This window comes from Cohnella pontilimi (assembly GCF_005049045.1).
Lineage (GTDB): Bacteria > Bacillota > Bacilli > Paenibacillales > Paenibacillaceae > Cohnella > Cohnella pontilimi.
In genome coordinates this window covers 150711-174251 of record NZ_SUPK01000008.1, presented here as the reverse complement: position 1 = coordinate 174251, position 23541 = coordinate 150711, and the positions used below count along the sequence as shown (strand labels likewise).

General features: G+C 53.4%; 23 protein-coding genes. 8 read left to right on the top strand and 15 right to left on the bottom strand.

Annotation, left to right across the window (positions count from 1 at the left end; genetic code table 11):
• Positions 1-23: 23 nt before the first annotated feature.
• The 8 genes from E5161_RS16580 to E5161_RS16545 form a co-directional block, all read right to left on the bottom strand.
• Positions 24-326: a hypothetical protein gene (locus E5161_RS16580; protein ID WP_136778952.1), complete on the bottom strand. Its 303-nt coding sequence runs from the start codon at positions 324-326 to the stop codon at positions 24-26.
• A 1-nt stretch (position 327) separates the two neighbouring features.
• The gene (locus tag E5161_RS16575; RefSeq protein ID WP_136778951.1) at positions 328-561 is read right to left on the bottom strand and encodes a helix-turn-helix transcriptional regulator; all 234 of its coding nucleotides are present in this window, start codon (positions 559-561) and stop codon (positions 328-330) included.
• Positions 562-712: 151 nt separating this feature from the next.
• Positions 713-1678 carry an ABC transporter ATP-binding protein gene (locus E5161_RS16570; protein WP_136778950.1) on the bottom strand — a complete coding sequence of 322 codons (966 nt, stop codon included), beginning with the start codon at positions 1676-1678 and terminating at the stop codon, positions 713-715.
• On the bottom strand, positions 1671-2699 hold the full coding sequence (locus E5161_RS16565; protein ID WP_136778949.1) for an ABC transporter ATP-binding protein: 1029 nt from the start codon (positions 2697-2699) through the stop codon (positions 1671-1673). Before E5161_RS16565 ends, E5161_RS16570 begins: the two co-directional genes overlap by 8 nt.
• A gap of 12 nt (positions 2700-2711) precedes the next feature.
• Complete coding sequence (locus tag E5161_RS16560; RefSeq protein ID WP_136778948.1) at positions 2712-3626, bottom strand: ABC transporter permease; 915 nt, start codon at positions 3624-3626, stop codon at positions 2712-2714.
• A gap of 4 nt (positions 3627-3630) precedes the next feature.
• Positions 3631-4560 (bottom strand): ABC transporter permease, encoded by a 930-nt coding sequence (locus E5161_RS16555; RefSeq protein ID WP_136778947.1) that lies wholly within the window; start codon positions 4558-4560, stop codon positions 3631-3633.
• A 115-nt stretch (positions 4561-4675) separates the two neighbouring features.
• Positions 4676-6313, bottom strand: a complete 1638-nt coding sequence (locus E5161_RS16550; RefSeq protein WP_136778946.1) for a peptide ABC transporter substrate-binding protein — start codon at positions 6311-6313, stop codon at positions 4676-4678.
• 753 nt (positions 6314-7066) lie between these two features.
• A complete protein-coding gene (locus tag E5161_RS16545) occupies positions 7067-8578 on the bottom strand; it encodes a DHA2 family efflux MFS transporter permease subunit (protein WP_136778945.1) in 1512 nt (503 codons plus the stop codon).
• A gap of 224 nt (positions 8579-8802) precedes the next feature.
• Between E5161_RS16545 and E5161_RS16540 the strand changes: the two genes are divergently transcribed.
• Positions 8803-9414: a TetR/AcrR family transcriptional regulator gene (locus E5161_RS16540; RefSeq protein WP_136778944.1), complete on the top strand. Its 612-nt coding sequence runs from the start codon at positions 8803-8805 to the stop codon at positions 9412-9414.
• A 204-nt stretch (positions 9415-9618) separates the two neighbouring features.
• Here the strand turns inward: E5161_RS16540 and E5161_RS16535 are convergent, their stop codons facing one another.
• Entirely contained in the window at positions 9619-10287 is a 669-nt protein-coding gene (locus E5161_RS16535) for a phosphatase PAP2 family protein (RefSeq protein ID WP_136778943.1), read from the bottom strand.
• A 40-nt stretch (positions 10288-10327) separates the two neighbouring features.
• The gene (locus E5161_RS16530; protein ID WP_342773879.1) at positions 10328-12223 is read right to left on the bottom strand and encodes an LTA synthase family protein; all 1896 of its coding nucleotides are present in this window, start codon (positions 12221-12223) and stop codon (positions 10328-10330) included.
• Positions 12224-12345: 122 nt separating this feature from the next.
• Between E5161_RS16530 and E5161_RS16525 the strand changes: the two genes are divergently transcribed.
• On the top strand, positions 12346-12642 hold the full coding sequence (locus tag E5161_RS16525; protein WP_136778942.1) for a hypothetical protein: 297 nt from the start codon (positions 12346-12348) through the stop codon (positions 12640-12642).
• A gap of 39 nt (positions 12643-12681) precedes the next feature.
• Here the strand turns inward: E5161_RS16525 and E5161_RS16520 are convergent, their stop codons facing one another.
• Positions 12682-13473, bottom strand: coding sequence for an SDR family oxidoreductase (locus tag E5161_RS16520; RefSeq protein ID WP_136778941.1), 792 nt, complete (start codon positions 13471-13473; stop codon positions 12682-12684).
• 195 nt (positions 13474-13668) lie between these two features.
• On the opposite strand from E5161_RS16520, the gene E5161_RS16515 reads away from it, so the two are divergent.
• The 3 genes from E5161_RS16515 to E5161_RS16505 all read left to right on the top strand — a co-directional run bounded on the left by E5161_RS16515 (position 13669) and on the right by E5161_RS16505 (position 16922).
• Positions 13669-14865 carry an MFS transporter gene (locus E5161_RS16515; RefSeq protein ID WP_136778940.1) on the top strand — a complete coding sequence of 399 codons (1197 nt, stop codon included), beginning with the start codon at positions 13669-13671 and terminating at the stop codon, positions 14863-14865.
• Between the two features lie 73 nt (positions 14866-14938).
• Positions 14939-15991 (top strand): permease, encoded by a 1053-nt coding sequence (locus E5161_RS16510; RefSeq protein ID WP_136778939.1) that lies wholly within the window; start codon positions 14939-14941, stop codon positions 15989-15991.
• Positions 15992-16007: 16 nt separating this feature from the next.
• On the top strand, positions 16008-16922 hold the full coding sequence (locus E5161_RS16505; RefSeq protein WP_136778938.1) for a TIGR03943 family putative permease subunit: 915 nt from the start codon (positions 16008-16010) through the stop codon (positions 16920-16922).
• A gap of 429 nt (positions 16923-17351) precedes the next feature.
• Here the strand turns inward: E5161_RS16505 and copZ are convergent, their stop codons facing one another.
• Positions 17352-17552: a copper chaperone CopZ gene (gene copZ / locus E5161_RS16500; protein WP_136778937.1), complete on the bottom strand. Its 201-nt coding sequence runs from the start codon at positions 17550-17552 to the stop codon at positions 17352-17354.
• Positions 17553-17574: 22 nt separating this feature from the next.
• Entirely contained in the window at positions 17575-17910 is a 336-nt protein-coding gene (locus E5161_RS16495; RefSeq protein WP_136778936.1) for a metal-sensitive transcriptional regulator, read from the bottom strand.
• Positions 17911-18036: 126 nt separating this feature from the next.
• Here E5161_RS16495 and E5161_RS20885 point away from each other — a divergent pair, with 126 nt between their 5' ends.
• The 3 genes from E5161_RS20885 (at position 18037) to E5161_RS16485 (ending at position 19717) form a co-directional block, all read left to right on the top strand.
• Positions 18037-18189 carry a hypothetical protein gene (locus tag E5161_RS20885; protein ID WP_169306734.1) on the top strand — a complete coding sequence of 51 codons (153 nt, stop codon included), beginning with the start codon at positions 18037-18039 and terminating at the stop codon, positions 18187-18189.
• Between the two features lie 39 nt (positions 18190-18228).
• Entirely contained in the window at positions 18229-18417 is a 189-nt protein-coding gene (locus E5161_RS16490; RefSeq protein WP_246042351.1) for a hypothetical protein, read from the top strand.
• A 409-nt stretch (positions 18418-18826) separates the two neighbouring features.
• Positions 18827-19717: a hypothetical protein gene (locus E5161_RS16485; RefSeq protein WP_136778935.1), complete on the top strand. Its 891-nt coding sequence runs from the start codon at positions 18827-18829 to the stop codon at positions 19715-19717.
• 75 nt (positions 19718-19792) lie between these two features.
• Here E5161_RS16485 and E5161_RS16480 read toward each other — a convergent pair whose 3' ends face one another.
• Positions 19793-22057 (bottom strand): type IA DNA topoisomerase, encoded by a 2265-nt coding sequence (locus tag E5161_RS16480; RefSeq protein WP_136778934.1) that lies wholly within the window; start codon positions 22055-22057, stop codon positions 19793-19795.
• A 192-nt stretch (positions 22058-22249) separates the two neighbouring features.
• Positions 22250-23518 (bottom strand): AGE family epimerase/isomerase, encoded by a 1269-nt coding sequence (locus E5161_RS16475; protein ID WP_136778933.1) that lies wholly within the window; start codon positions 23516-23518, stop codon positions 22250-22252.
• Positions 23519-23541 lie beyond the last annotated feature (23 nt).

Here is a 23541-nt window from a genome sequence, read left to right as displayed (position 1 = left end):
GGGCGGTCCCGAACCGTTACCGATCAATATTTTCTTCTGAGCACGAGCAATGACAGCGTTCCTGCAACCATCGACAAGCCTATGATCGACACCAGCATGATTTTAAACCACTGCTTCGTAAAATACAGAGAACCGTCAAGACTCAACAAAACGGCAATCCCGATCACCAAGGTGCCGAACATGATATTCGTGCATTTTAACGAAATCAATTTCCCTCTCTCATCTCCGCCTTCTCTTTTATACCACCACCATTGAAGACAAGCGGATGCGAAGGTAAGTGCCAATACAATTACGGAGATCGTGCCGTTCAGCACATTCATGTCCATGCTATTCCTCTCCCTCTGTACGCGTATACTGAAAAACCTCATTGATGTCCTTGCCAAATAGGTTCGCGAGTTCAAAAGCAAGCACAAGCGTCGGTGTGTACTTGTTTTTTTCCAATGAGATGATCGTTTGACGGCTTACCCCGATTTTTTCCGCCACATCTTTTTGCGTCCAGCCTTTTTCCGCCCGCAAAACAACCAGCCGATTCTGTAATCTCTTTTTAGGATCAACACCCAATCGTAAATCACCTCATGCATAGGGTAAAACAATTCGTACAAAAAGTAAAGTCATTTTTACTTTTTGTTATGCCTTTTTTACTTATGCGGCAAAAAAATAGGCACGACACGAGGTTGGAATCGCCTCGCATCATGCCTATTTTGCAATCGAATCAGTTATACAAATGGCAAGCGGTAAAATGTCCGGGTTCTACTTCCTTGAACTCCGGCATCGCTTCCGCGCACTGCGGCATCGCAGCCGGGCAGCGGGTGCGGAACGGACAACCGCTCGGCGGGTTGAGCGGGCTCGGAATCTCGCCCTGCACAATAATTCGCTCGCGCGATTTTTGCAGCTCCGGATCCGGAATCGGAATCGCCGACAGCAGCGATTGCGTGTACGGATGCAGGGGCTTCGCGTTAAGCTTCTCCGAAGTGGCGACTTCCACCAGCTTCCCGAGATACATAACCCCGATGCGATCGGAAATGTGCTTCACCATCGCCAAATCGTGCGCGATGAACAAATACGTCAGGCCGTGTTCTTTTTGCAGCTTCTTGAACAGGTTGACGACCTGCGCCTGAACCGACACGTCGAGCGCGGAAATCGGCTCGTCCGCGATAATGAATTGCGGCTCGATGGCCAGCGCGCGCGCAATCCCGATCCGCTGGCGTTGACCGCCGGAGAATTCGTGCGGGAAGCGGTTCGCATGCTCCTCGTTCAAGCCTACGGCGTCCAGCAGCTCGGCAACGCGCGCTTTCCGCCGCTTGGTGCCGGTATGAAGGCCGTGAATATCGAGGCCTTCGCCGATAATTTTACCGACCGTCATCCGCGGGTTAAGCGATGCGTACGGATCTTGGAACACCATCTGCATTTCCCGGTTAAACTTGCTTTGTTCTTTGCCGGTCAGCTTCTGGACGTTCTTCCCGTTAAAAATGATTTCCCCGCCTGTCGCCTCATACAGACGAATGATCGTGCGGCCGGCCGTCGATTTGCCGCAGCCGGATTCACCGACCAGACCGAACGTTTCGCCGCGTTTCACGGCGAAGTTCAGGCCGTCGACGGCTTTGAGCACGCGGCCGCCGCTCAAGTTAAAATGCTTCTTGAGGTTTCGGACCTCCAGAATATTTTCTTGTTCAGCCATTGGAGCGCACCCCCACTTCAATCGGACGTTCTACCTTCGGCGCATCGGGATGCTGAAGCCAGCAGGCGGCACTGTGCGTGTCGGATGCCGTGAAATGCTCGGGATCCTTCTCCAGGCATACTTTCATAGCATACGGGCAGCGAGCCGCGAACGCGCATCCTTTCGGCGGCGCGAATAGATCGGGCGGCGTGCCCGGAATGGAAGCCAGATCGCTGTTCGAATCGCTGTCGAGACGAGGAACGGAACGCAGCAGGCCCCAAGTGTAAGGATGGCGGGGATCATAGAAGATCTCGTTCAACGTTCCCTGCTCGATTACTTTCCCAGCGTACATCACGATGACTCTCTGCGCCATCTCGGCTACCACGCCGAGATCGTGCGTAATCAGAATGATCGAGGTTCCGGTTTTCTCCTGAATGTCTTTCAGAAGATCCATGATTTGTGCCTGAATCGTCACATCGAGCGCGGTGGTCGGCTCGTCCGCGATCAGAAGCTTCGGATTGCAGGCGAGCGAGATCGCGATCATAACGCGCTGGCGCATACCGCCAGATAATTCATGCGGATACTGGCTCAGCCGTTCAACCGGATTGGACATGCCGACCAAGTTGAGCAGCTCAATGGCGCGCTCGCGCGCTTTTTCCTTGCTGCTTCCTTGATGCTTGCGAACGCCTTCCATAATTTGTTCGCCGATGGTCATCGTCGGATTCAAGGAAGTCATCGGATCCTGGAAAATCATCCCCATCTCTTGCCCGCGGAGCTTTTCCATATCCGATTCGCTGAGCTTCGTAATGTCATGCTTGCCGTCAAACATAACGGAACCGTTCTTGATATAGCTTGGAGGTGTCGGAACAAGCCGCATGATCGTTTGGGCGGTTACGGATTTGCCGCAGCCGGATTCCCCCACGATGGCGAGCACTTCCCCTTTGTTCAAAGTGAAAGAGACGCCGCGAACGGCCTGCACTTCACCAGCGGACATCTTGAAGGACACTTGCAAATTGTCGACTTCGAGGATCGGCTTGCTCATTCGTCAGCCTCCTTATTTTCTCATTTTCGGATCGAGGGCGTCGCGAAGTCCGTCGCCCAACAAGTTAAAGCTAAGCAAAATCAAGCTGAAGATCACCGTAGGAAACAGCAGCCGGTGCGGGTGGTACCGCATGACGCCGGCTCCGTCGTTCAGCAGGTTGCCGAGCGATGCCAGCGGCGGCTTGACGCCGAGGCCGATGAAGCTCAGGAACGCCTCTACGAAAATCGCCGTCGGAACGACGAACGTAATTTGAACGACCACAACACCCAGCACGTTCGGGATCAAATGCTTTGCAATAATACGCCAGGATTTCGCGCCAAGGGAACGAGCCGCAAGCACGAATTCCTGCTCCTTGAGCACGAGCATTTGTCCGCGGACAAGCCGCGCCATTGTGACCCATCCGGTAATGGCATACGCCAATATGATGGAGGTGACGCCCGAACCGAGCACCATCATCAGCAGAATCGCAATCAGCAGATAAGGAATCGAATAGATGATTTCGATAAACCGCTGCATGAAGGCGTCCACTTTGCCGCCGAAATAGGCGGAAATACTGCCGTAAAGCACGCCGACCACGAGATCGAGCGCGGCGGCCACAAGGCCGATAAAGAGCGAGATCCGTGTCCCCCACCAGATGCGCGCCCACATATCCCGTCCGAAGTCGTCCGTTCCGAGCCAGTACTTCGAGGACGGCGCAAGATTCGTTTCCTTGAGGTGCTGTGTCGCGTAAGAGAACGGGGTAAGCATCGGACCGATAATGGCGAGGAGGAACAGGATGACCAAAATGATCAATCCGCCCATCGCCAGTTTATTTTTTCTCAAGCGCCGCCAAGCGTCGGCCCAATAGTTCAGGGAAGGCCGGACAATGGCTTCGGCGTTTGTCGTTTTCTGAGCCGGTTGAAACATCTCTTTAGAAATGGATTCCATCGCTTTACTTCCCCTTTCCTAAGCGAATTCTCGGATCGATGAGGTTGTACGCGATATCGGTCAAGAACATCACGACGACGAGGACTCCGGCATAGAACAAGGTCAATCCGGTAATCAACGTGTAATCGTTGGAGAGAACGGAAGTTGCAAACTGGTTGCCGAGACCGGGAACCGAGAAAATTTTCTCCACGACCAGCGTGCCGGTCAGGACGTTAACGGCGATCGGTCCCAGAATGGTGACCACCGGTAAAATCGCGTTTCGAATCATGTGTTTTCCAACAATCGTTTTTCTGGATAGGCCTTTGGATTTAGCCGTTTTGATAAAATCCTGGTTCATCACTTCGAGCATGGATGCCCGCATCATACGGGTCAAAATCGCAATGGTTCCCAAAGACAACGCCAGGGCCGGCAAAATGCGGTATTCGGGCCCCAGCCACAATCCCGCAGGCAGCAGGCGTAATTTCACCCCGATATAGTACGAGAGCAGCGGTCCAATGACGAACGAAGGAATCGAAATCCCGATCAAGGCGACGATGGAAGCCGTATAGTCCCCGGCTTTGTTGTGCTTCAGTGCGGCGACGATACCCAAAAACAAACCTACAATAAGAGCTATAATCAAGGACTCAATTCCGAGTTCGAAAGAAGCCGGAAATGCGGTTTGAATGACGTTCACCACAGAACGCGTCGGATACTGATAGGACACCCCGAGGTCTCCTTGCAGAACGTGGCCCATATAAGTCAAATACTGTTCCCAAACCGGTCTGTCCAAGCCGTATTGCTTGATCAGAATCTGCATGCTCTCGGGAGGCAGTTTGGTTATCGCTTCACCGAAAGGATCTCCCGGCAGCAATTTCATCAGGAAAAAGGTGAGGGACACGATGATCCACAAGGTGATCACCATATACAGCAACCGGCGCAACGTATATGTTAACACAAAGAAAATCCTCCCTTCCCATTAACATGAAAAGAGACCGTCCCGAGCAAACAAGAACGGCCCTCTTCATGCAATGCATTAGCTTAATTATTTCAAGCGTTTCTTCAGCTTAAGCTTATTCGAAGTGAGCCCATTTCCACTCGAAGTCCGGTCCGTAAGGAGGCATGATCATGTCCTTCAGCTTCGGATTGACGACGAACGGAGTGGAGCGGAAGTAAATCGGTGTAACAGCAGCTTCGCCCATGAGAATCTTCTCGGCTTCTACAAGCATATCCGAACGTTTCTTCAGATCTTGCTCGGTTGAAGCGGCTTTTACGAGCTCAGTGTATTTGTCGTTCTCCGGTCCTTCCCAATCTTGGGTGTTGAACGGACCGCCCTTGAGGTACATATCAAGCCAGGTCATCGGATCGTTATAGTCGGCGCCCCAACGGGTGCTGACGATCTGATATTCTTTAGCCAACTCTTTTTCCAGGCGGTTTTTGTGCGGCATCGGGCTTGCCTCTACCGTTACGCCCAGGTTTTCTTTCCACTGGGAAACGACGAACTCCAAAATTTTCTTGTCGTTCTCGTTATCGTCGCCGATGATGGACAGCTTCGGCATCGACGAGATGCCGGCTTCCGCCAATCCTTCGGCCAGCAATTGCTTCGCTTTCGCCGGATCGAACTTCGGCGCCAGGTCGCCTGCGAGTTTACGGAACTCTTCGCCGTTGCCGTCGAGGTTGCCGTTCGGAACGTAACCGGTAGCAGCTACAGAACCGTTGCGCAGTGCGGTGTCTACGAGACCTTGACGGTCGATGGCCATGGAGAACGCTTCGCGGACTTTCTTGTTGGCGAACGCCGGAACTTTCTTGAACTGGAAGTTCAGATAGCCGTTTACGAGTTCGCTTCTGATTTGCAGGTCCGGTTTGCCTTTGTAAGCAGCCATTTGGTCGCCTTTGACTTCGGCAACGTCGGTAGCGCCCGTTTCATACAGGTTCAGACCGGTGCCGGTGTCTTTCACAACGTTCAGCGTGATTTTTTTCAGCTTCACGTTGTCTTTGTCCCAGTACTTGTCGTTCTTCTCGAGGACGAGCGTTTGGTCGTGCTCCCACTTCGTCAGCTTGAACGGACCGGCGCCGATAACTTTGTCGGCGTCTGCGCCGCTCTTGTCGCCCAGCGGGTCTACGAAGTCTTTCTTCTGCGGGTAGAAAGTCAAGAACGAGAGCATGGAAGTAAAGAACGGAACCGGGTGGTCCAGCGTGATTTCCAGTGTTTTCTCGTCGATCGCCTTCGCGCCGAGATTTTTCTTCGCTTCTTCGATAGCGGCGTTGTCTTTGGCACTCATAATCGCTTCGCCGCCCTTAATCCAGGCCACAACGAACGCATAAGTCGCTTTCGTGTTCGGATCCAGCGTGCGCTGGAAGGAGTAGACGAAATCGTTCGCCGTTACCGGCGTGCCGTCGGACCAAGTGATGCCGTCGCGCAGTTTAATCGTATAAACAAGGCCGTCATCCGAAACTTTCGGGAAATCCGCCGCGAGAGCCGGTTGAGGTTTCATGTCTTTGTCCAAACGATACAGACCTTCGCTGATGGCACCCAGCAGCGTGAACGCTGCGGAGCTCTCCGCGATCGATACGTCCAATGCAGGCGGATCGGCGCGATAGTTCGACACCAGTTCGTCTTTACCGGAGCCGCTTTTGCCGCCACAAGCCGCAAGGGAAGCGCCGATTAAGGAAATGACAAGTGCGGTGCTGAAAATCTTTCTTAACTTCATCCCCTAAACCCCTCTCATCAATTTCGTTCGATGGCAGTCGCGAGCTTCATGTCGATTTTCGCGCTGTCTTTTTGTAGGTCACCGAACAATAATTCAATACTACTATCAATACGAATGATCCGCAATCATGTATTTTTTAGATGTCACCTTATCTCACGTAGTAAAGAGATGGAAATTTACCATAATCTAACCGTAAGCGGTTACATAAGCGAAATTTTATAAATATCTTCGAATACTTTGATTTTGAAGTACCCTAGCGAATTGTCGAAAAACCTTAGTTGAACGACACTCTCTATTCCAAGCAACCGAGCGAATATTCATTATGTGAATAAAAATGCATAGTTATCACAAAACAAGCCAAATTTTATTTTGTTGATTCATTTTCCTATTCATTGTGTAAGATACGCCTGTTTTCTGTATAATATATCTCTTGATTTAAATGAGAGTTGACATAATCAGCTTTTATATTATATAATAGCTATTCGTAGAAAGTAACCCACAGATTTTTCCTCGTACGAGCAATATTCCTCCGTTACTCGAGCACATTCCTTAAACTATCTCATGATCAGACGGCTGCTGGAAGGAACACGAACTCTCACTGGCGCGGCCTAGGAGCCGCAAGAACGATGGAGAGGCAGGGCTATCGTTGTTTTCGTGCAAGTGATAAAAGGAAAAATCACGCGGTTGCGCTACCATACAAAAGACCCCCGAGAGCTTGCTCATCGGGGGTCGTCCATTATTGCGGCACTTTAGTCATACCATAAGATGAGCCTCGGCGCCTTCCGCACCGTCCTTTCCTTCGGAAGCGGCCCGCTTGGGCCGGGACAGCATGAAGCCAAGGAGACCGCCCACGATCGCTACATAAACCAGAATCCCGAACGTATGGCCGAACGCATCTGCGTAAAACGGCCGAATGTCCTTAACCGGCGCTTTTTGTGCCGCGATCAGATCATTCATGCGAGTCGTCATTAGCGTGGTCAGACCTGCGACGGCAAAAGACATGACCACTTGTTGCGCCGCGTTTGTAAGTGAGGTAACCCGGCCGACAAGGTTTTGTGGCGCGGACTGGATCAGATGCGTATTGAGCGGCATCATGAACAGACCCATGCCAGCACCCAGCATGGCGAGCGGCAGCATAATCGCCAGATCGCTAGAGTCTGCCGATATATTCGACAGGAGAATGGCGGCAACGGTGGTAATCGCCATACCGGCAAATACAAGCGGACGAGCGCCGAATTTGTCGGAGAGTTTGCCGCCGAGCGGCATGAAGAGTCCGGAAGCCAGCGCCTGCGGCAGCATGAGCAAGCCGGTCTTGATCGGCGAATAGCCTTGGGATTGCTGCAGGAACAGCGGAACCATGAACAATGTGCCGAACATCGCCATTTGGGAAATCCATTGTACGACGATGCCTTTGGTGAAATTACCCGAACGGAATACGCGAAGCTCCAGCAGCGGATTTTGGCGTCTGAGCTCGACTATAATAAACAGGATGAGCGCCACGGCTCCGACAATCATGCCGGTAATGGTCAAGCTGTCCGTCCACATCGGTTTATGGGTGACCGGATTCGGTGTTCCTCCCCTGGAAACGCCGTACACCAGCGCGGCGAACGCGATGGGAGCCAGCACGATGCCGAGCATATCGAGTCCGGGAACCGATTGACGGGCAATGTTGGGCAGCGTGCGCAATCCAAGCAGAATTCCGATGACGCCGATCGGAAGATTCAGCAGAAAAATCCACTCCCACGAGGCGTTCTGCACGAGCCAGCCGCCCAGCACCGGGCCAAGCGCCGGTGCAAGCAAAATCGGAACGCCCATCATGCCCATCACTTGGCCGACTTTGTCAGGCGGAGAGAGCCGGTAGATGAAAGCCATAGCAATCGGTGCCACCACTCCGCCGCCCAGTCCTTGCAGCACGCGGAAGACGACAAGCATTTCCACGGAGTTGGCCAAGGCGCACAGGCCGGAGCCGATCGTAAACAGGCCGATGGAAATGAGAAAAACACGCTTCGCTCCGAACCGGTCCGACAGCCAGCCGGCGAGCGGAATAACGGCCGCTTGAGCGAGCGCATAGCCGGTTACCGTCCACTGCACCAACGACATGTTGGTTAAATGGAATTCCTCCATTAACTTCGGCAGCGCGACATTCACCGCGGTACCGTCCAAAATTACCATGAAGATCCCGATGATGATCGCAACCAACGGGCCCATGATTTCCCGCATGGATAACGTGCCTCCAGCGGGGGTATTACCGGATGTTGACGACATGGATATCCTCCTATCCTAAATACCGCTTTCCCCTCGCGCAGCCTCTCTGCCGTCCGAATTGACCGCCTGCAGGTGCGAGGGTACAATAAGGACATATATGGGCGCTGCCAGGAGAAACGAATGAGATAAACGGACAATTGTCCGTTTTCATTTTGATGTTACCGGACAATTGTCCGGTTGTCAATCCGAAAACAAGCTAATTTTGGAATCGAGAGGTGGGAATCATGACAGTTCGTCAAGAACGAAAAGACGCGGCGGAACATCGAAGAAAAATATTGCAAACAGCCGAAAAGCTGTTCGACGAACATGGCGTGAACGCCGTGAGCATGCATCAAATCGCCAAAACCGCCGGTGTCGGGCAAGGTACGCTATATAGACGATACGCCCACAAAGGAGATCTGTGTCTGGATCTGATCCAAGACTTCAGCCGGGAGTTCATGGAACAGATCGAGCGTTATTTGAAGAAAAATGAAAACCTGAGTCCGCAAGAACGGCTCGGAGCCATCCTCGACCTCTGGATCGACATGATCGAGAAGAAGGCGGAGCTGATCATGACGGTTCAAGCTCATCAGATGATGGAGGCGGAGGAAAGCCGGGCGGCTACCTTCTTCCAATCGCCGCTTTATTCTTATGTAAGGCAGCGGATGTCGGAGCTGCTGGCGGAAATCGCGGCCTCCGAATCCGGTGCGCAGGCCGACCCGACTTTAACGGCTCATGCGCTGATCTGCGCCTTGGCGCCACACGGTTATTTTCATATGAAGCAGGAAAAAAATTATTCGACGGACCAAATGAAACAAAATTTTCGGCGTCTTTGCCGTATTCCTCCCCAATTATAGAACATACGTTCGTAAAGGTCAAATATCAATAGCCAATATCACTATAATGGTAGTTTAACATCTCAGTTGAGATTGCATTTCTTTTAGATTGCTAAATGTTATTTCTCCGATTCCTGCGAAAAAGGCGTCCTGAGGTAAATGGATATTCAAATCCCTAAAAAGAGGGCTGTCCTTCAACTGTGAAGGACAGCCCTCTGTCGCGCCTCAGGCGCCATACGTTCTCTTTTCCTGCCGATGTTGACGCGCCCGCGATTCTCTGACGGACACCTCGATCAGCATCATCACGGCCAGCCACACTTCGACTAACAAGATACCGGCCACCGCGTCCAAAATGACATGCTGCTTCACGAACAAAGTGGACAGGATGATCAGCGTGGACATGGTCGTGATCAGCGTGACGTTCCATTTGTTGCGGAACGAGCTGGTCCATACGAGCCTCATGACCATGTAGCTGGAGAAGCAGTGAATGCTTGGGAAGCAGTTAAACGGCAAATCCCGGTTGTAAATATAGCTCACCAACCAGGTGAACGGATCGTCGACGGTCACCAACGGGCGCGGCACCGTCGTTTGAAACACCGAATAGATGAGATAACAGGTCAGCGCACAAACGATATAAGTGAGGAGCCCCCGGTAGTAGACGGTGATGTTCTTCCGGAAAAAGTATACGAGACACACATAAATGTAGAAAATCCACACTGCATACGGAGCGGCGAAAAACTTCACGAACGGCGTCGCGCGGTCAAGTGCCGTGACCAGCATGTACACTTCCTGGTCGGGCTTGTTGATCCATTGATACATCAGCCCGAGAAACGGGAATACCAGCATCAACGCCAGCGGGGCGAATTTCCTCCAATCGATGTTACGCAAACTCACTTCAGTTTCTTCCCCTCTTCAATCTCTCTCTGTATGGTAGTTAATCGTGCTTGGGTAAACTGTTGACATAGCTGTCGGACATCCGGAGCAGCTGCAAGGCTCTGCGGTATTGGTCCTCCGTCACGTCGGAGGAAGCCGCGGACGCTCCGTCGAACGGATACTTCGTGCCGTCCCGGAAGTTTTCTCCCGGTACGAATATTCCTTTGTCATAAACGAAGGATCCGGACGGCAGATAGTAACGCTGTGGCAGCAGGTTGGACGGCTGATTGAGCAAATCCTGACCGAAATGAATGTGATCCTTAAGTGAGATGCCGAGCAGGTTGGCCACCGTCGGAAAAATATCCGCCTGCCCGCCCAACTGCGTCAATACCTGCGGTTCCATGCTCGGAACAGACATCAGCAGCGGGATGTTCATCATCTCCGTGAACCGGTACTCGCGGCCGCAAATTTCTTGCATCAAATCCCGCTCGTGCCCGTCAAGCGAGTAAATCGGAAGCCCCATGTGATCGCCGTAGAGCACGATCACGCTCTTGTCCCAAAGGCCGGTCTCTTTAAGCCGGGCGATGAACTGGCCGAGCGCATAGTCCGCATAGTTCTGGGCCGTAATGTAATCGCCGACCAATGTGCCTTGAAAGCGGTCGGGCAGCTGGAGCTTGACTTTGCCTTCCGGAATATTAAACGGATGATGGGACGACATGGTGATCAGTTGAGCGTAAAAAGGTTTGCCGGACTCGCTCATCTCTAGCAATTTATCGGACGTTTTGCGGTACAGCACTTCGTCGGAGGAACCGAAAAACACCAGGTCATCGTCTCCGAAATACTCTTTGTCATAATATCGGCCGAAGCCGAGCGCTTTGTAAAGCTCATTGCGGTTCCAGAACTTGACGTCGTTCGTATGGAACGTCGCCGTTTCATAACCGTTGGCTGCCAATACTCTCGGCATGCTGGGAAGCTTCAAGCCGCCGTAATCCTGCGAAGCCGCTCCGTACGGCGGAATCAAAAACGACGTGTTCACTACGAACTCGGCGTCCGCCGTATTGCCCTGCCCGACCATTTGATAGAAATGCGGAAAATACAGCGACTCCTTGACCAGCTTGTTCAGGTTCGGCGTAAGTTCCACTCCGTCGATTTCCGTATTCAGGAGAAATTTCTGGAGAGCTTCCACTTGAATGACGATGAGGTTTTTCCCTTTGGCCGTCCCCATGTAAGCCGGCGCGGCAGGCTCCTTGATGCCTTTCGCCTTGGCGACCGCTTCCGGGGTTACGTCTTTGGCATCCACGGCGGAATCCTTCGAGCTGGCGTAAACCGCGTAGGCTTCGTAATTGAGAATGCCCATTTGTTCCGCCTGCTTCAGCTCATTGACGCTGTCCCGGTTTTGCCACACAATGGCCAAGCAAGCGACGAGAGACAAAGCAAAGACGGCAACGGCAACCTTTTTCGGCTCCCGCACCGCGAACTTCTTGCTCCATTGGCGGAAGCGCCGGCTAAACGCCATTAAAATCAGGAACGCCGCGTTATCGATAAAAATAAGAAGAAAATACGGATGCAAAAGCGAAAAGACGCTGCCGCGGACTTCGGTCACTTGACCGACCTGCTGCAAAGCATGGTACGTCACAATGACGCCGAAGTATTTGTAATACATAATTACCGCGAAATAGATACAGGTCATGACGAGGTTGGCTGCCACATATACGCCGAATTTCCGTCTCGGCGCCAACCATTCGATCAGCGCGAACACCACCCATAAGGACGGAAGACCCGTTATAAGAGGAAGCCATGGGGAGCCCCCGTTGTAGATCACGAATTTGGCTAAGTATATTTTGAGAAGCATGATGATGGTGAAGAAGATAAACGGCTTCGCAAGCCAGTATCTCCATCCTTGCTGTCGTACCGTGCCGGTCTCCCCCTCTCTCTTTGTCTTCAGCCGACCTTCCAAGCCTTATCTATTATATATGAAGCGGCACCGGCAAGGAAGGGAAACTGCCTGGAAGGCACCTAAAGGTTGGCTAAAGCGAGAGCACGGCATATAATGAAGCAAAATGAAAAGGAGTGACCGTGTTGACCATCCGCTACACACGAGCCTATGACCGGATTTTGGACGACTTGTCGAATGCTTTGGCAACGATCCCTAAATTTTATGAAGCGTTCGAAATGAATGATACGGACTGGAACGAATTGGACGATAACGAAAAAGACGTCTGCATCCGCACGCTGGCCGACGACGTATTCTATCTGCTGGGCGCCGAGCCCTCCGCAGCCGTAAGCACCGGATCCGCCGAGTATGATGCCGGCCACGGCGTCATCAAGGTGACGGCCGGACCGCAGCTCGTTCACGTCGTCTCTTTGCGCGAATAAATCCACGATATTCGGCGGAGACGCGGAATAGAACCGACATTACCCGACGAGCAGGGATTCGGCGCCGTCGATGTACACAGCGGTGCCGGTCACAAGCGAAGACCGCGGCGACGCGAGGAACAGCACCAGCTCCGCGACCTGCTCCGGCGAACCCGGTCCGTGCTGAAGCGGCATCTGCCCTTCGGGATATTCCACCGGAATTTTAGCTTCGTTGGCTTCATCGGTAATTTGGGTGTTCCGTCCGATATTCGTCCGGATCGCGCCCGGACATATCGCGTTCACTCTGATTTTGTATTCGGCGAGCTCGAGAGCCGCCATTTTCATGAACGCGACTTGCCCCGCTTTGCTGGAGCTGTACGCGCTCGCCCCCGTATTGGAGAAAACCCGCGTCCCGTTGACCGAGCTCGTGATGATGACGCTGCCTCCCTGCCGTTTCAAATGCGGAACCGCATATTTGACCGTCAAAAATGTACCCCGCAAGTTGATCCCCAGCGTTTGGTCCCAATCCTCGACCGAAAGATCTTCAAGCGTCGTCCAAGTACCGTTGATGCCCGCGTTGGCAAACACGATATCCAGCCGGCCCCAACGCTCGATCAACTGCCGCATGCCGGCTTCCACAGACTCAGCGACAGCCACGTCGGTTTCGACCACCATCGCTTCTCCGCCTTCTTGCTCGATTTCCTTGCGCACCTGCTCCGCTTCCTCCAGGTTCCGGTCCAGCAGGCAAACCTTGACGCCCTCCCGGGCGAGACGCTTGGCCGCTCCCCGTCCGATTCCCGAACCTCCGCCGGTTACCGCCGCCACTTGGCCTCTCATGCCCGTATCGTTCATGATGATCCCTCCATTGGTATGTTTCCCTGAAAAGAAAGTCTTATTGTTTTTGTACCTTTCATGCCATCTTTGACGCACCCGCGACTAATCAGCGGGCGTTCGGGTCATACTCGGAAAGTATGCCTTTGTTGACCGGAGCACCGGAAACAGGCTTCCAGAAGCGGAAGCCTGTCTTTTTTATCAGGAGGAATCCAAGTGGAATCGAGCAAAAAATGGGATCTTGCCTCCATCTCCACGATCCCTCTGACCATGACGCTGGCGAATTCGATGCTGATCCCCGTCTTGCCGGAGATCCAAAAAAAGCTTCTGATTTCCCCTTTTCAAGCCAGCCTGATCATCACCGTATACGCCGCAGTCTCCATTTTTTTCATTCCCGTCGCCGGTTACTTGTCCGACCGCTACGGCCGGAAAATCGTCATTCTTCCCGGACTTATGATCGTCGCGATTGCTGGAGGGGCAGCGGGCTGGGCCTCCGTCGCCATGGATAAACCGTACCCGGTGATTATAGGCGCCCGTTTACTCCAGGGACTCGGAGCAGCGGGATGCTTTCCCGTGGTTTTTCCCCTTGTGGGCGATTTGTTCAAACGGGAGGAGGACGTAAGCAGCGGCCTGGGGATCGTGGAGACGTCCAACACGTTCGGCAAAGTGCTCAGCCCCATTCTCGGTTCCTTGCTCGGTTTATGGGCTTGGTATATGCCCTTTTGGGCAATTCCGGTATTCAGTCTGCTGTCCTTTGTCATGGTAGCGTTTCTGGTGAAAAAGCCGAAAGTAGACGATGAACGGGAACCCCTGCATCCACGGCAATTTTTGAAGTCCATCGGTGACCTATTCCGCAAACGCGGCCGCTGGCTGTACGGAATACTGGTCATCGGCGGCATCAGTATGTTTCTCCTTTTCGGCGCGTTGTTTTATTTGTCCGAATCGCTGGAAGACCGGGGGATGCATGGCGTGACCAAAGGCTTGGTCCTCGCGGTTCCGCTGGCCGTCCTTTGCACGGCTGCCTACTTGACGGGAAGATGGATCGGCGACAGCAAGGTGCGCATGAAATGGATCAGCACAATCGGGCTGGCGATCGCGACCGGAGCGCTCGTCGTCATTGCCGTTGCCGCGAGCCAATCGACGTGGTGGCTGATCGGCATGCTGGCCGTCTGCGTGCTTGGACTCGGCGCGGCGCTTCCCTGCCTGGACGCACTGCTTACCGAGAGCATCGGCAAGGAGCAGCGGGGGACCGTGACGTCCATCTATAGCAGCATGCGGTTTATCGGGGTTGCCTCCGGCCCGCCTGCCGGCGCTCTGCTGATGAAATCCTCGATGGAGACGCTGTTTTTCGTACTGGCTGCCTCTTGCGCGCTCGCCTGCCTGCTCGTCTTATTCACGATCCGCCCCAAATAACTTGTCTATATACCGGTCCCCTTGAATATCGTATACTGATTCCTAAGCAGTTCGATCAGGGAGGGCCGCGATCTTGCCTCAATCTGTGTACCGCTGGACGTTAAACCTGCTTACCGCAGGGTGTCTGATTTTCCTGTACCTGATTTTCACGAACCGCGCGGTTCCGTCTTTGTCTTGGCTTGCCGCTTTCCAGCCGGAACAGTGGCAGAGCGTCAAGACCGTATTCGTCAGCATTTTCCTCGAGGCGCTTCCGTTCATACTGCTCGGAGTCGTCGTGTCCTCGGCTCTTCATTTGTTCGTCTCCGATTCCTTGATTCGCCGGATCATCCCGAACCACCCGATTCCCGGCGTCCTTCTCGCCTGTCTGCTCGGCGTATTGCTGCCGGTGTGCGAATGCGGCATGATTCCGATCGTGCGCGGTTTAATCCGTAAAGGAATGCCGGCCTATCTCGGCATCGCCTACATACTCGCCGCTCCGATTTTGAATCCGGTCACCTACGCCGCTACATACATGGCTTTCCGGACGCAGCACGAAATGGCGTACTACCGCATGGGCCTTGCCTTTGTCGTAGCCGCCGCGGTCGGTTGGGTTCTTTATCTATTCCTGAAGCGGGACCCGTTGAAAGCGGAACCTCCCGCGCATGCGCATGACGGCCATCACCATGATCATCACCACGGACATAGCCACGACCATGAACACCATCATCGAGGCGGAAACAAAGTACTGCAAATGTTCACGCACGCCTCCGACGAATTTTTCGAAATGGGCAAATACCTGGTCATCGGCTGTTTCCTGACCGCCGTCATCCAGACGTTCGTCAGCCGGGGTGAATTGGTCTCGATGGGCGGCGGTTTGATCGGCTCCCATTTGCTCATGATGGGATTTGCCTATATCATCTCGCTTTGTTCCACATCCGACGCCTTCGTCGCCGCCTCCTTCGCCGGAACTTTTTCCAAGGGCGCGCTTCTCAGCTTCCTGGTGCTCGGCCCGATGGTCGATTTCAAAAACACGCTCATGATGCTGGCCGTCTTCCGTACCCGCTTCGTCGCCAAGCTGACCGTGCTCATCGTCGTGTTGGTGCTGGCTGCGTCCATCCTGCTGGAAAAGCTGTTCCTGCCATCCTGAACTTGAGGTGAAGCCGATGCTACCGTCGATCAACCTGCGTCATACTTTGCATCATTTAATCCGCGCACTGATATTGGGCGGCTTCGCTTTCTATATCATCCGTCTTGTGCAGAATGACAATTTGACCTTGTATATCGCGCCGCGCATGACAATTTACGTCAAACTCGCCGCCATGGGCATGTATGTGATTGCCGCCGTTCAATTGTATGAGGCAATCCGTGCATGGAACGGTAACCGGGACGAGGTTTCCTGCGATTGCGCGCACCCTTCTTCCGGCCCGGTATGGCGGAGCGCCGGGATGTACGCATTGTTTGTCGTCCCTCTGCTCACAGCGTTCGTAACGCCCGACACGATTATCGGAAGCTCGATGGCCGGCAAGAAAGGCATCAATCTGTCCGCTTCCTCGGCGTTCAAGCAGCAGGTCAAGGAGCCCTCTCCTTCTCCCGCTCCTGCCGAACCTTCCACACCCGCGCCGACCGGGCTTGATGCTCTGTTCCCGGCCGATCAGTTTTCCGAGTCCTACGCGAATTATGGGAAGAAAATTTATGGGCAGCAAGAGATCATCGTCACGGAAAAAAGCTACATGGAAATTTTGACGACGCTCGATATGTTCCTCGACCATTTCGTCGGTAAAAAGCTGACCATCAGCGGATTCGTCTACCGGGACGAGTCAACCGGCAGCGACCGGTTCATTCTCGGCCGGTTCGCCGTACAATGCTGCACGGCGGACGCTTTGCCGTACGGCGTCATGGTGGTTGGTACAGAAGACGCACAATACGCGAAAGACACTTGGCTGACCATAACCGGAACGCTGGGGAAAACAACCTACAATGGCCGTGAAATCATGAACCTGAAGCTGGAGAAAGCCGTGAAAATCAAACCCGCCGACGACCCATACGTGTATCCGGATTTGGATTTCGGTCTGAATTGAGGAGCGGCCGTTATCCTTCTCTCCTCAATCTTACAGCGACTCCCGACCCGACCACGCACATCCCTAAGTCAGTCACACTATCTTACAGCGGCACCCGACCCGACTACGCACATCCCTAAGTCACTCACACTATCTTACAGCGGCACGTCGTGGCCACGCACATCCCTAAGTCACTCACACTATCTTACAGCGGCACCCGACCCGACCACGTACATCCATAAGTCACTCACACTTTCTTACAGCGGCACCTGACCCGACCACGCAAATCCCTTAGTTAGTCACACTATCTTACAGCGGCACCCGACCCGACTACGCACATCCCTAAGTCAGTCACACTATCTTACAGCGACACGTCGTGGCCATTCTGGCGTATTAAAAAAGCCGATGCCCTGAAGGCATCGGCCTGTTTCACTGATCGAAAGGCTCACTTCAAACTACGTCGTAGCCTTGATCTTCGATCGCTTCCTTGATCGCTTCGAGCTTCACTTGGGAATCATCGTAGCGAACCGCCACTTGTCCGCTTGCCAAATCCACTTCGGCGGTGCCTCCGAGGTTCTTTACCGCGCCCTCCACCGATTTCACGCAATGCCCGCAGGACATTCCTTTTACTTGCAGCGTCACGCTTTGCATGTCCAATTCCTCCCTCTCCGATTTATTTCATCAGCTTATGGACCGTCGTCAGCAGTTCGTCGACCACTTCGGTTTCGCCGGACTGGATACGCTCCACAATGCAGCTTCTCATATGGCCTTCCAACAGCAGTTTGCCGACACTGTTCAAGGCGGATTGAATGGACGCGATTTGGTTCAGTACGTCGTCGCAGTAAGTATCTTTCTCAATTAACCCTTTGACGCCCCGCACCTGACCTTCGATCCGGTTCAGTCGGTTGATTAGGTTGGCCTTCATCTCATCGGAATGATGGCTTTTTCTGACCGGCTGGCCCCCGCCTTCACCGCCGTGAATATGGCACGCCGATTGTGTTTGCTCCATCCCTCTCACCTCTGTGCCTCCATTTTAATATACCCCCATGGGGTATGTCAATCGAACTTTTTCCGTTTGCATAAATCATCCTGCCCCGGGAACGATAGGAACATTCCGGCCGAAGGAGTGTTCTATGTGGTAGACCGAACAGACGCAGAGCAGCCCACGATTGCCCCCGGCGTGGATGAAGCCCAAACCTTGGAGGCCGAACCCACCGAGAAAGAAAGAAAACGCGGCGATTACACTGAGGTGACGACGCTTCATCTCGACCGCACGCCTGAAGATTAATTCCGTGGACAGGCGGGATCCTGTCCTAGGGGTGTGCTCATGAAAATGCAAAAAATAAACGCGCTGTTACATCAACTGTCGCACGATTATTTGCTCATTTCGATTGCGGCGGTTTTATTTTTTGGGGTGAAGACGGTCGCCGCATATCTTACCTACAGACACTATAATCGGAAGCTCAATAGGCTGGAAATGATGCTCCGGGACTTAACCTCGCGATCGAAAGAGTGAATGGCAAATCCAGAAGGACGCCCACACAAAACCAAAACAATATCCCTAAAAGCGCAGTTACAAAAATAAATCTGAAGTTGACGATGTCCGTTAACCCCATAGCTGCTTTGATGCCGTACTCGACGTTTGAAACCAGATTAGCAGCAACCTGGTTGTTCCCTTCACCGGCTCCATGTTGGGAACTCAAGTCGATAAACACCGAAAAGATAACCAAAATGAATTGGATTAGTGGCAACCATAACGAGAGCCTCAGTCTCAAGAGATGAACACACCCTTTTATCTTAAAAAATGCTGGACTTTGCAACCCGGATCTCGTCTAACGAGTCTATATTCATGATAGCGCTTAAGCAAGCTTGTGACACAGACGTCGAGGTTGCGCGTATCTCAATCCCGAGCTGGAGGGAATACGGTGAGAATAACGTTGTGTATCGTCATCCTGTTTATCGGCATTTTGAGCGGATGCACGGAAGATAAGCCCACAATAGCGCAAGAACTTAAAAACCCGGACTTATCGAGGATTCAAAGCGAGAATAAGGCCCTTCATGATCAAGTCATCCAACTTCAAGAACAACTGCAGGCCACCCAACAAAAATACAACGATCTGCAAATGAGTGTACAGTCCAGCATGGCCGCACAACAACCGCTCGCCACCCAGTATCCGGATATTGCCGACCTGACTTCCGTACCACAGCTTCAGAAGATTGAAATCAGAGACGCCAAAGGCTCGAAAACCATTACAGATCCCGACTTGCTTAACAGCGTATCGAATCTGTTTGTGATCAAGGATACAGCCCCTCTTGGCAGCCCGCCGATTGCGGACATCGAACCGGTCGATTATTTGCTCACGACTGCTAATGGGACGGTAAAGGTAAGCCTCGTAAAAATGGGGATTGTATCCTTCGACGATCTTTATCCCGGCGAAATTTATAGAGTTGAGAACGACGCCTATCAACTCGCAAAAGCATTCATGAGCAGGCCTTCTTATTTGGGCAAAGAATCCACGGTTGAAAAAATGGTAAACAGCGGACTTCTAAAAGTCGATGACAAGTATGATGTGTGGGCGGCCGGACGTATACGTCTGATCGCTTTAGCTTTCTATGATGCTCATAAAACCGAAATTAAAAAGCCGAAAACATTATCGCAGGCACGGATGAAAATGACGTTTTATTATTTTGGCAAAGAAATTCAAATGAACCTATACGACGGAAAAGTTGAAATTCAGGATGGTACTCTTGAGCAATGGTTTGATCTGAAGCCCGAAGATATTGAACAGATCCGAGCAGGATTTTCTGCAGCCTGACTCTAACGTATAAAAACCACTCTCAAAACTCCTTCGCGGGCAGTTTTCTGAGAGTGGTTTTGTGTGAATGCCTGACTATACGCGTTCCCACGTCAATTCGCCTGTCGCCGGATCCTTCAGCAGCACTCGTCCTTCCACGGGGTTGCCCGCCTCGTCCTGCAGCTTGAGCTTGGCGGTTTTGCCTTTGTCGATCAGGCTGCGGATCATCGCATCGGTCAAGTCCCGGCCGAAGCTGTTTTTCCAGATGACGAATTTGCAGCCGGCTTTATATTCGCTGCAGCCATAGCCTTTGCGCCCCATGAAGATATGGCCTCCGCACCCGGGCCGCGGACAAGGTGCAATCGTTCCGGCCGGGCCGGGCGCGGCGGTTGTCGCCTTCTGCGGCGCAGGCTTGGATGGGGAGGTGCTGCCGCCGCTTCGCTTGCGGGAACCCGCTTTGCCCTTACCGCCCGCAGCTGCTTCCGCAGGAGCGAACGCCGCTTTCGCCGCCTGCCGCTGATTGCGCACCCGGTCCACAATCAGAGACGCGAACTTCTTCACATTTGTCATGAACGTGTCGGCCGAAGCTTGTCCGCGGGAAATCTCGTTCAGCCGGCGCTCCCATTGTCCGGTCATTTCCGGCGATGCGAGCAGCTCCACACCCGCTCCGCGGATCAGCTCGATGGCCGTCCGGCCTTTGCGGGTGAGCATGAGCTTCTTGCCTTGCATCTCGATATAGCCGACCTGCTTCAGCCGTTCGATCGTTGCCGCCCGGGTGGCCGGGGTGCCGAGGCCGGAATCCTTCATCGCATCCCGCAGCTCTTCATCCTCGATCTGCTTGCCTGCGCTTTCCATCGCCTTCAGCAAAGTACCTTCGGTGTAATGCTTGGGCGGCTGCGTCTCTTTCGCCTTCACCTCGGCATCCGTACAGGTGACCGGAAGGCTCGCGTCCAGCACGAAAGGCGTCTCCGTCTCCTCGGCTTCTTCCTCTCGTTCTTTGGCCGAATCCCCGTCATCCTTTGCGTTCTTTTTGCCGCCCTTTCCGCCGCCGCTGTCCGCCTGGTCCGCATAAACGACTTTCCAGCCGGCCGCCAGCCGCTCCTTGATGGTCGTCTTGAACCGCTCGCCCGCCGCCTCGGTCATCACCGTATGCACTTTATACTCCGCCGGAGGATAGAAATGCGATAAAAACCGCCGGACGATCAGGTCGTACAGCTTTTGTTCCTCAGGACTTAACGTCCCGGGTCGCTTATACGTAGGCATGATGGCGTGGTGGTCTTCCACCTTGGAAGGATTGCACAAGTTGCGGTTGCCGGTGTGCACCAGACTTTTATTCGCGCCTTCCACGAGTGCGTTGTACGCCGAGCCGCGAAGCGACCCGAGTACACGGTGCATTTCCGGGATATTTTGCTCCGTTACGTAGTTTGAGTTCGTCCGCGGATACGAAATGACCTTATGTTTCTCGTACAGCGCTTGGGCGATGTCGAGCGTTTTCTTGGCCGAGAATCCGAACTTGCCGTTCGCGTCCCGCTGCAGCAATGTTAGATCGTACAGCTTCCACGGATACTCTTTCGTTTCTTTTTGCTCATAGGATTCTACCTTGGCAGGGACACCCTTCACTTTGGCGGCGATGCTCTCCGCTTTGTCCGGGTCCGTGATGCGGTCGCCCTGCCACAAGCCTTTATAGACCGTCGCATGCTGCGTAAATACGCCGGACACTTCATAGTATTTAAGGGAATCAAAAGATTCGATCTGCAGCTGCCGGTCATAAATCAAGGCAAGAACCGGCGTCTGCACGCGCCCGACGGACAGCAGCTCCCCGTGTTTGGTCGTAAAAGCGCGGGAACCGTTCATGCCGATCAGCCAATCCGCTTCGCTTCTGGCGCGGGCGGCCGTCGTGAGGTTGCCGTACTCGGCGTCGTCCTTCAGCTCGTCGAACCCTTTGCGAATCGTCTCGGGTGTCAGGTCGGAGATCCAGAGGCGCTTCACCGGCTGCCTCAGCCGCAAATACTCCCGGATCAACGAGAAAATATGCTGTCCCTCGCGCCCGGCGTCGCAAGCGTTCACCAGTTCGCCGCAGCGGGTTGCCAGCTCTTTGATGACGCCCAGCTGATCCTTCGTGCGGGGATTGGGAAGCAGTCGGAACGATTCCGGAATGATAGGCAAATCGTCAAGCCGCCATTTCTTGTACTTCTCGTCATAGTGATCCGGCTCGGCCAATCCGATCAAGTGGCCGATCGCCCAAGTGATGACGTAACGCTCCCCTTCGAGGTAGGACCGTCTGTTCACCGCCTTAGGTTCGATAACGGCCGCGATATTGCGTCCCATATCCGGTTTTTCGGCGATAACGAGCGTTTTCAAGTTGGTTTACCCCATTAACTGATTTGTTGTCCTTGTCCGTTCGGCACAACCGTCTCCCGAAATGAAGAGCACCTCATCAAAGCAACACTTCGCGTGTTTGGCCTTTGTGAGGTGCTTCCCCGGTTTACAGTTGCTCTTATTATGAGACAGTTGTCTTTTGGCTGTCAATAGTTCGAAAACTACTTCCGTCCGTTAAAGCGCGCCCAGACCGATCCGCTCCATGACCTGAGTGCAAGTTAAAATATTTTTCCCGGCATGAAATTCCGGATCCTGAAATTTGCAGGCTGGAACGATGTCAACCGGCAAACCTGTATCTCCGTCGATGTTCTGAAACGGTCCGAAATTCGTTTTTTCGTTCATATACATACCGAAATACGCATTGTGCGCATCGACGTACTTCTCCAGAAACAGTTCTTCCTTCGTGCATTCGTAGCCAAGCAGAAGCCCAAGCATCGTTTCAGGCAAAATCCACCAAGGCATGGTGCGGTTGACGGGTTGTCCGGAAACGGCTTCGAACGATTTGAACATGCCCGGATGCTTGCGGTTCCAGCCTTTCTCCACATTCCATAGCAGCAGCTTAGGGGCCAATCGGCGGATTCGTTCCGCCAGGCTGCCGAACTGCCCCGCCTGGACGGCGAGCCTTGCGAATTCCAGGGCGAAGCTGCAAAATTCCACGGAATGTCCGGGATCGACGATATAGTCGCCGTTCTCACCACGCAGCGGTTTGCCGTCCAGCGAAGCGAATTCCACGAAAGCCCCGGCCTCTTCGGCATAGTGCGCATCCAGCAAATGCTCGGTCAAATCAGCCGCCATCTGCAAATAGCGGGCGTCGCCCAGCAGTTTGTAGAAATCGTTGGCGGTATCCAGCGCGATCGAATACGGATTTTCGAACAAACGATCCTCGAAGATGGGGTCCGGTTCGGGCACAAACCGGTTGGCTTTCAGCGCATCGATCGCTTGATCGAACAAGTTCACTCCGAGTGCGACCAGCCGCTTGTCCTGAACCCTCGCCCCATATTCCACGAATGCCAGCGCGCCGTACAAGTCGCTGTAGCTTTTATAGCCTTTCGGACAAGGACATTGCGTCTGTTTCTCCATCCCGCTGCGTTCAGCCAGAAACGGAATATGCCCGTCGTTCAGCGCCAGATGCTTCTCCAGCCAGCTGACCGTATGGCCGGCGAACGCCATCAGCTCGTCTTTGGCATGCGGGAACGCATCGGCAAAGCGGCAGAAGGCGCTCACGCCTCTGCCGTTGATCCAGCCGTACGGAAGATTGTCTTCTTCCGCAAACTCGATGCCCGTAATCGAATTATAACCGGTATGCACGCCGGGGAAATCGGGATGCTTGCGGAACCGGCCGATTAAAAATGCCGCCCGAATGTCCAAATACTTAAGGTAAGCTTCCGCCGCTTCTCCGTCAACATCCCGGGCGCGGCTTAACGAATGAATCGGAAAGTCCATGATGCTTCCGCCCCTTTGATCCC

Excerpts from the sequence above, each read along its gene's own strand:
- E5161_RS16495 (WP_136778936.1), bottom strand. The coding sequence starts at position 17,910 with ATGGAGCAAACACAATCGGCGTGCCATATTCACGGCGGTGAAGGCGGG.
- E5161_RS16570 (WP_136778950.1), bottom strand. The coding sequence starts at position 1,678 with ATGGCTGAACAAGAAAATATTCTGGAGGTCCGAAACCTCAAGAAGCAT.
- E5161_RS16475 (WP_136778933.1), bottom strand. The coding sequence starts at position 23,518 with ATGGACTTTCCGATTCATTCGTTAAGCCGCGCCCGGGATGTTGACGGA.
- copZ (WP_136778937.1), bottom strand. The coding sequence starts at position 17,552 with ATGCAAAGCGTGACGCTGCAAGTAAAAGGAATGTCCTGCGGGCATTGC.
- E5161_RS16560 (WP_136778948.1), bottom strand. The coding sequence starts at position 3,626 with ATGGAATCCATTTCTAAAGAGATGTTTCAACCGGCTCAGAAAACGACA.
- E5161_RS16505 (WP_136778938.1), top strand. The coding sequence starts at position 16,008 with ATGCTACCGTCGATCAACCTGCGTCATACTTTGCATCATTTAATCCGC.
- E5161_RS16580 (WP_136778952.1), bottom strand. The coding sequence starts at position 326 with ATGGACATGAATGTGCTGAACGGCACGATCTCCGTAATTGTATTGGCA.
- E5161_RS16545 (WP_136778945.1), bottom strand. The coding sequence starts at position 8,578 with ATGTCGTCAACATCCGGTAATACCCCCGCTGGAGGCACGTTATCCATG.
- E5161_RS16520 (WP_136778941.1), bottom strand. The coding sequence starts at position 13,473 with ATGAACGATACGGGCATGAGAGGCCAAGTGGCGGCGGTAACCGGCGGA.
- E5161_RS16550 (WP_136778946.1), bottom strand. The coding sequence starts at position 6,313 with ATGAAGTTAAGAAAGATTTTCAGCACCGCACTTGTCATTTCCTTAATC.
- E5161_RS16540 (WP_136778944.1), top strand. The coding sequence starts at position 8,803 with ATGACAGTTCGTCAAGAACGAAAAGACGCGGCGGAACATCGAAGAAAA.
- E5161_RS16490 (WP_246042351.1), top strand. The coding sequence starts at position 18,229 with ATGAAAATGCAAAAAATAAACGCGCTGTTACATCAACTGTCGCACGAT.
- E5161_RS16565 (WP_136778949.1), bottom strand. The coding sequence starts at position 2,699 with ATGAGCAAGCCGATCCTCGAAGTCGACAATTTGCAAGTGTCCTTCAAG.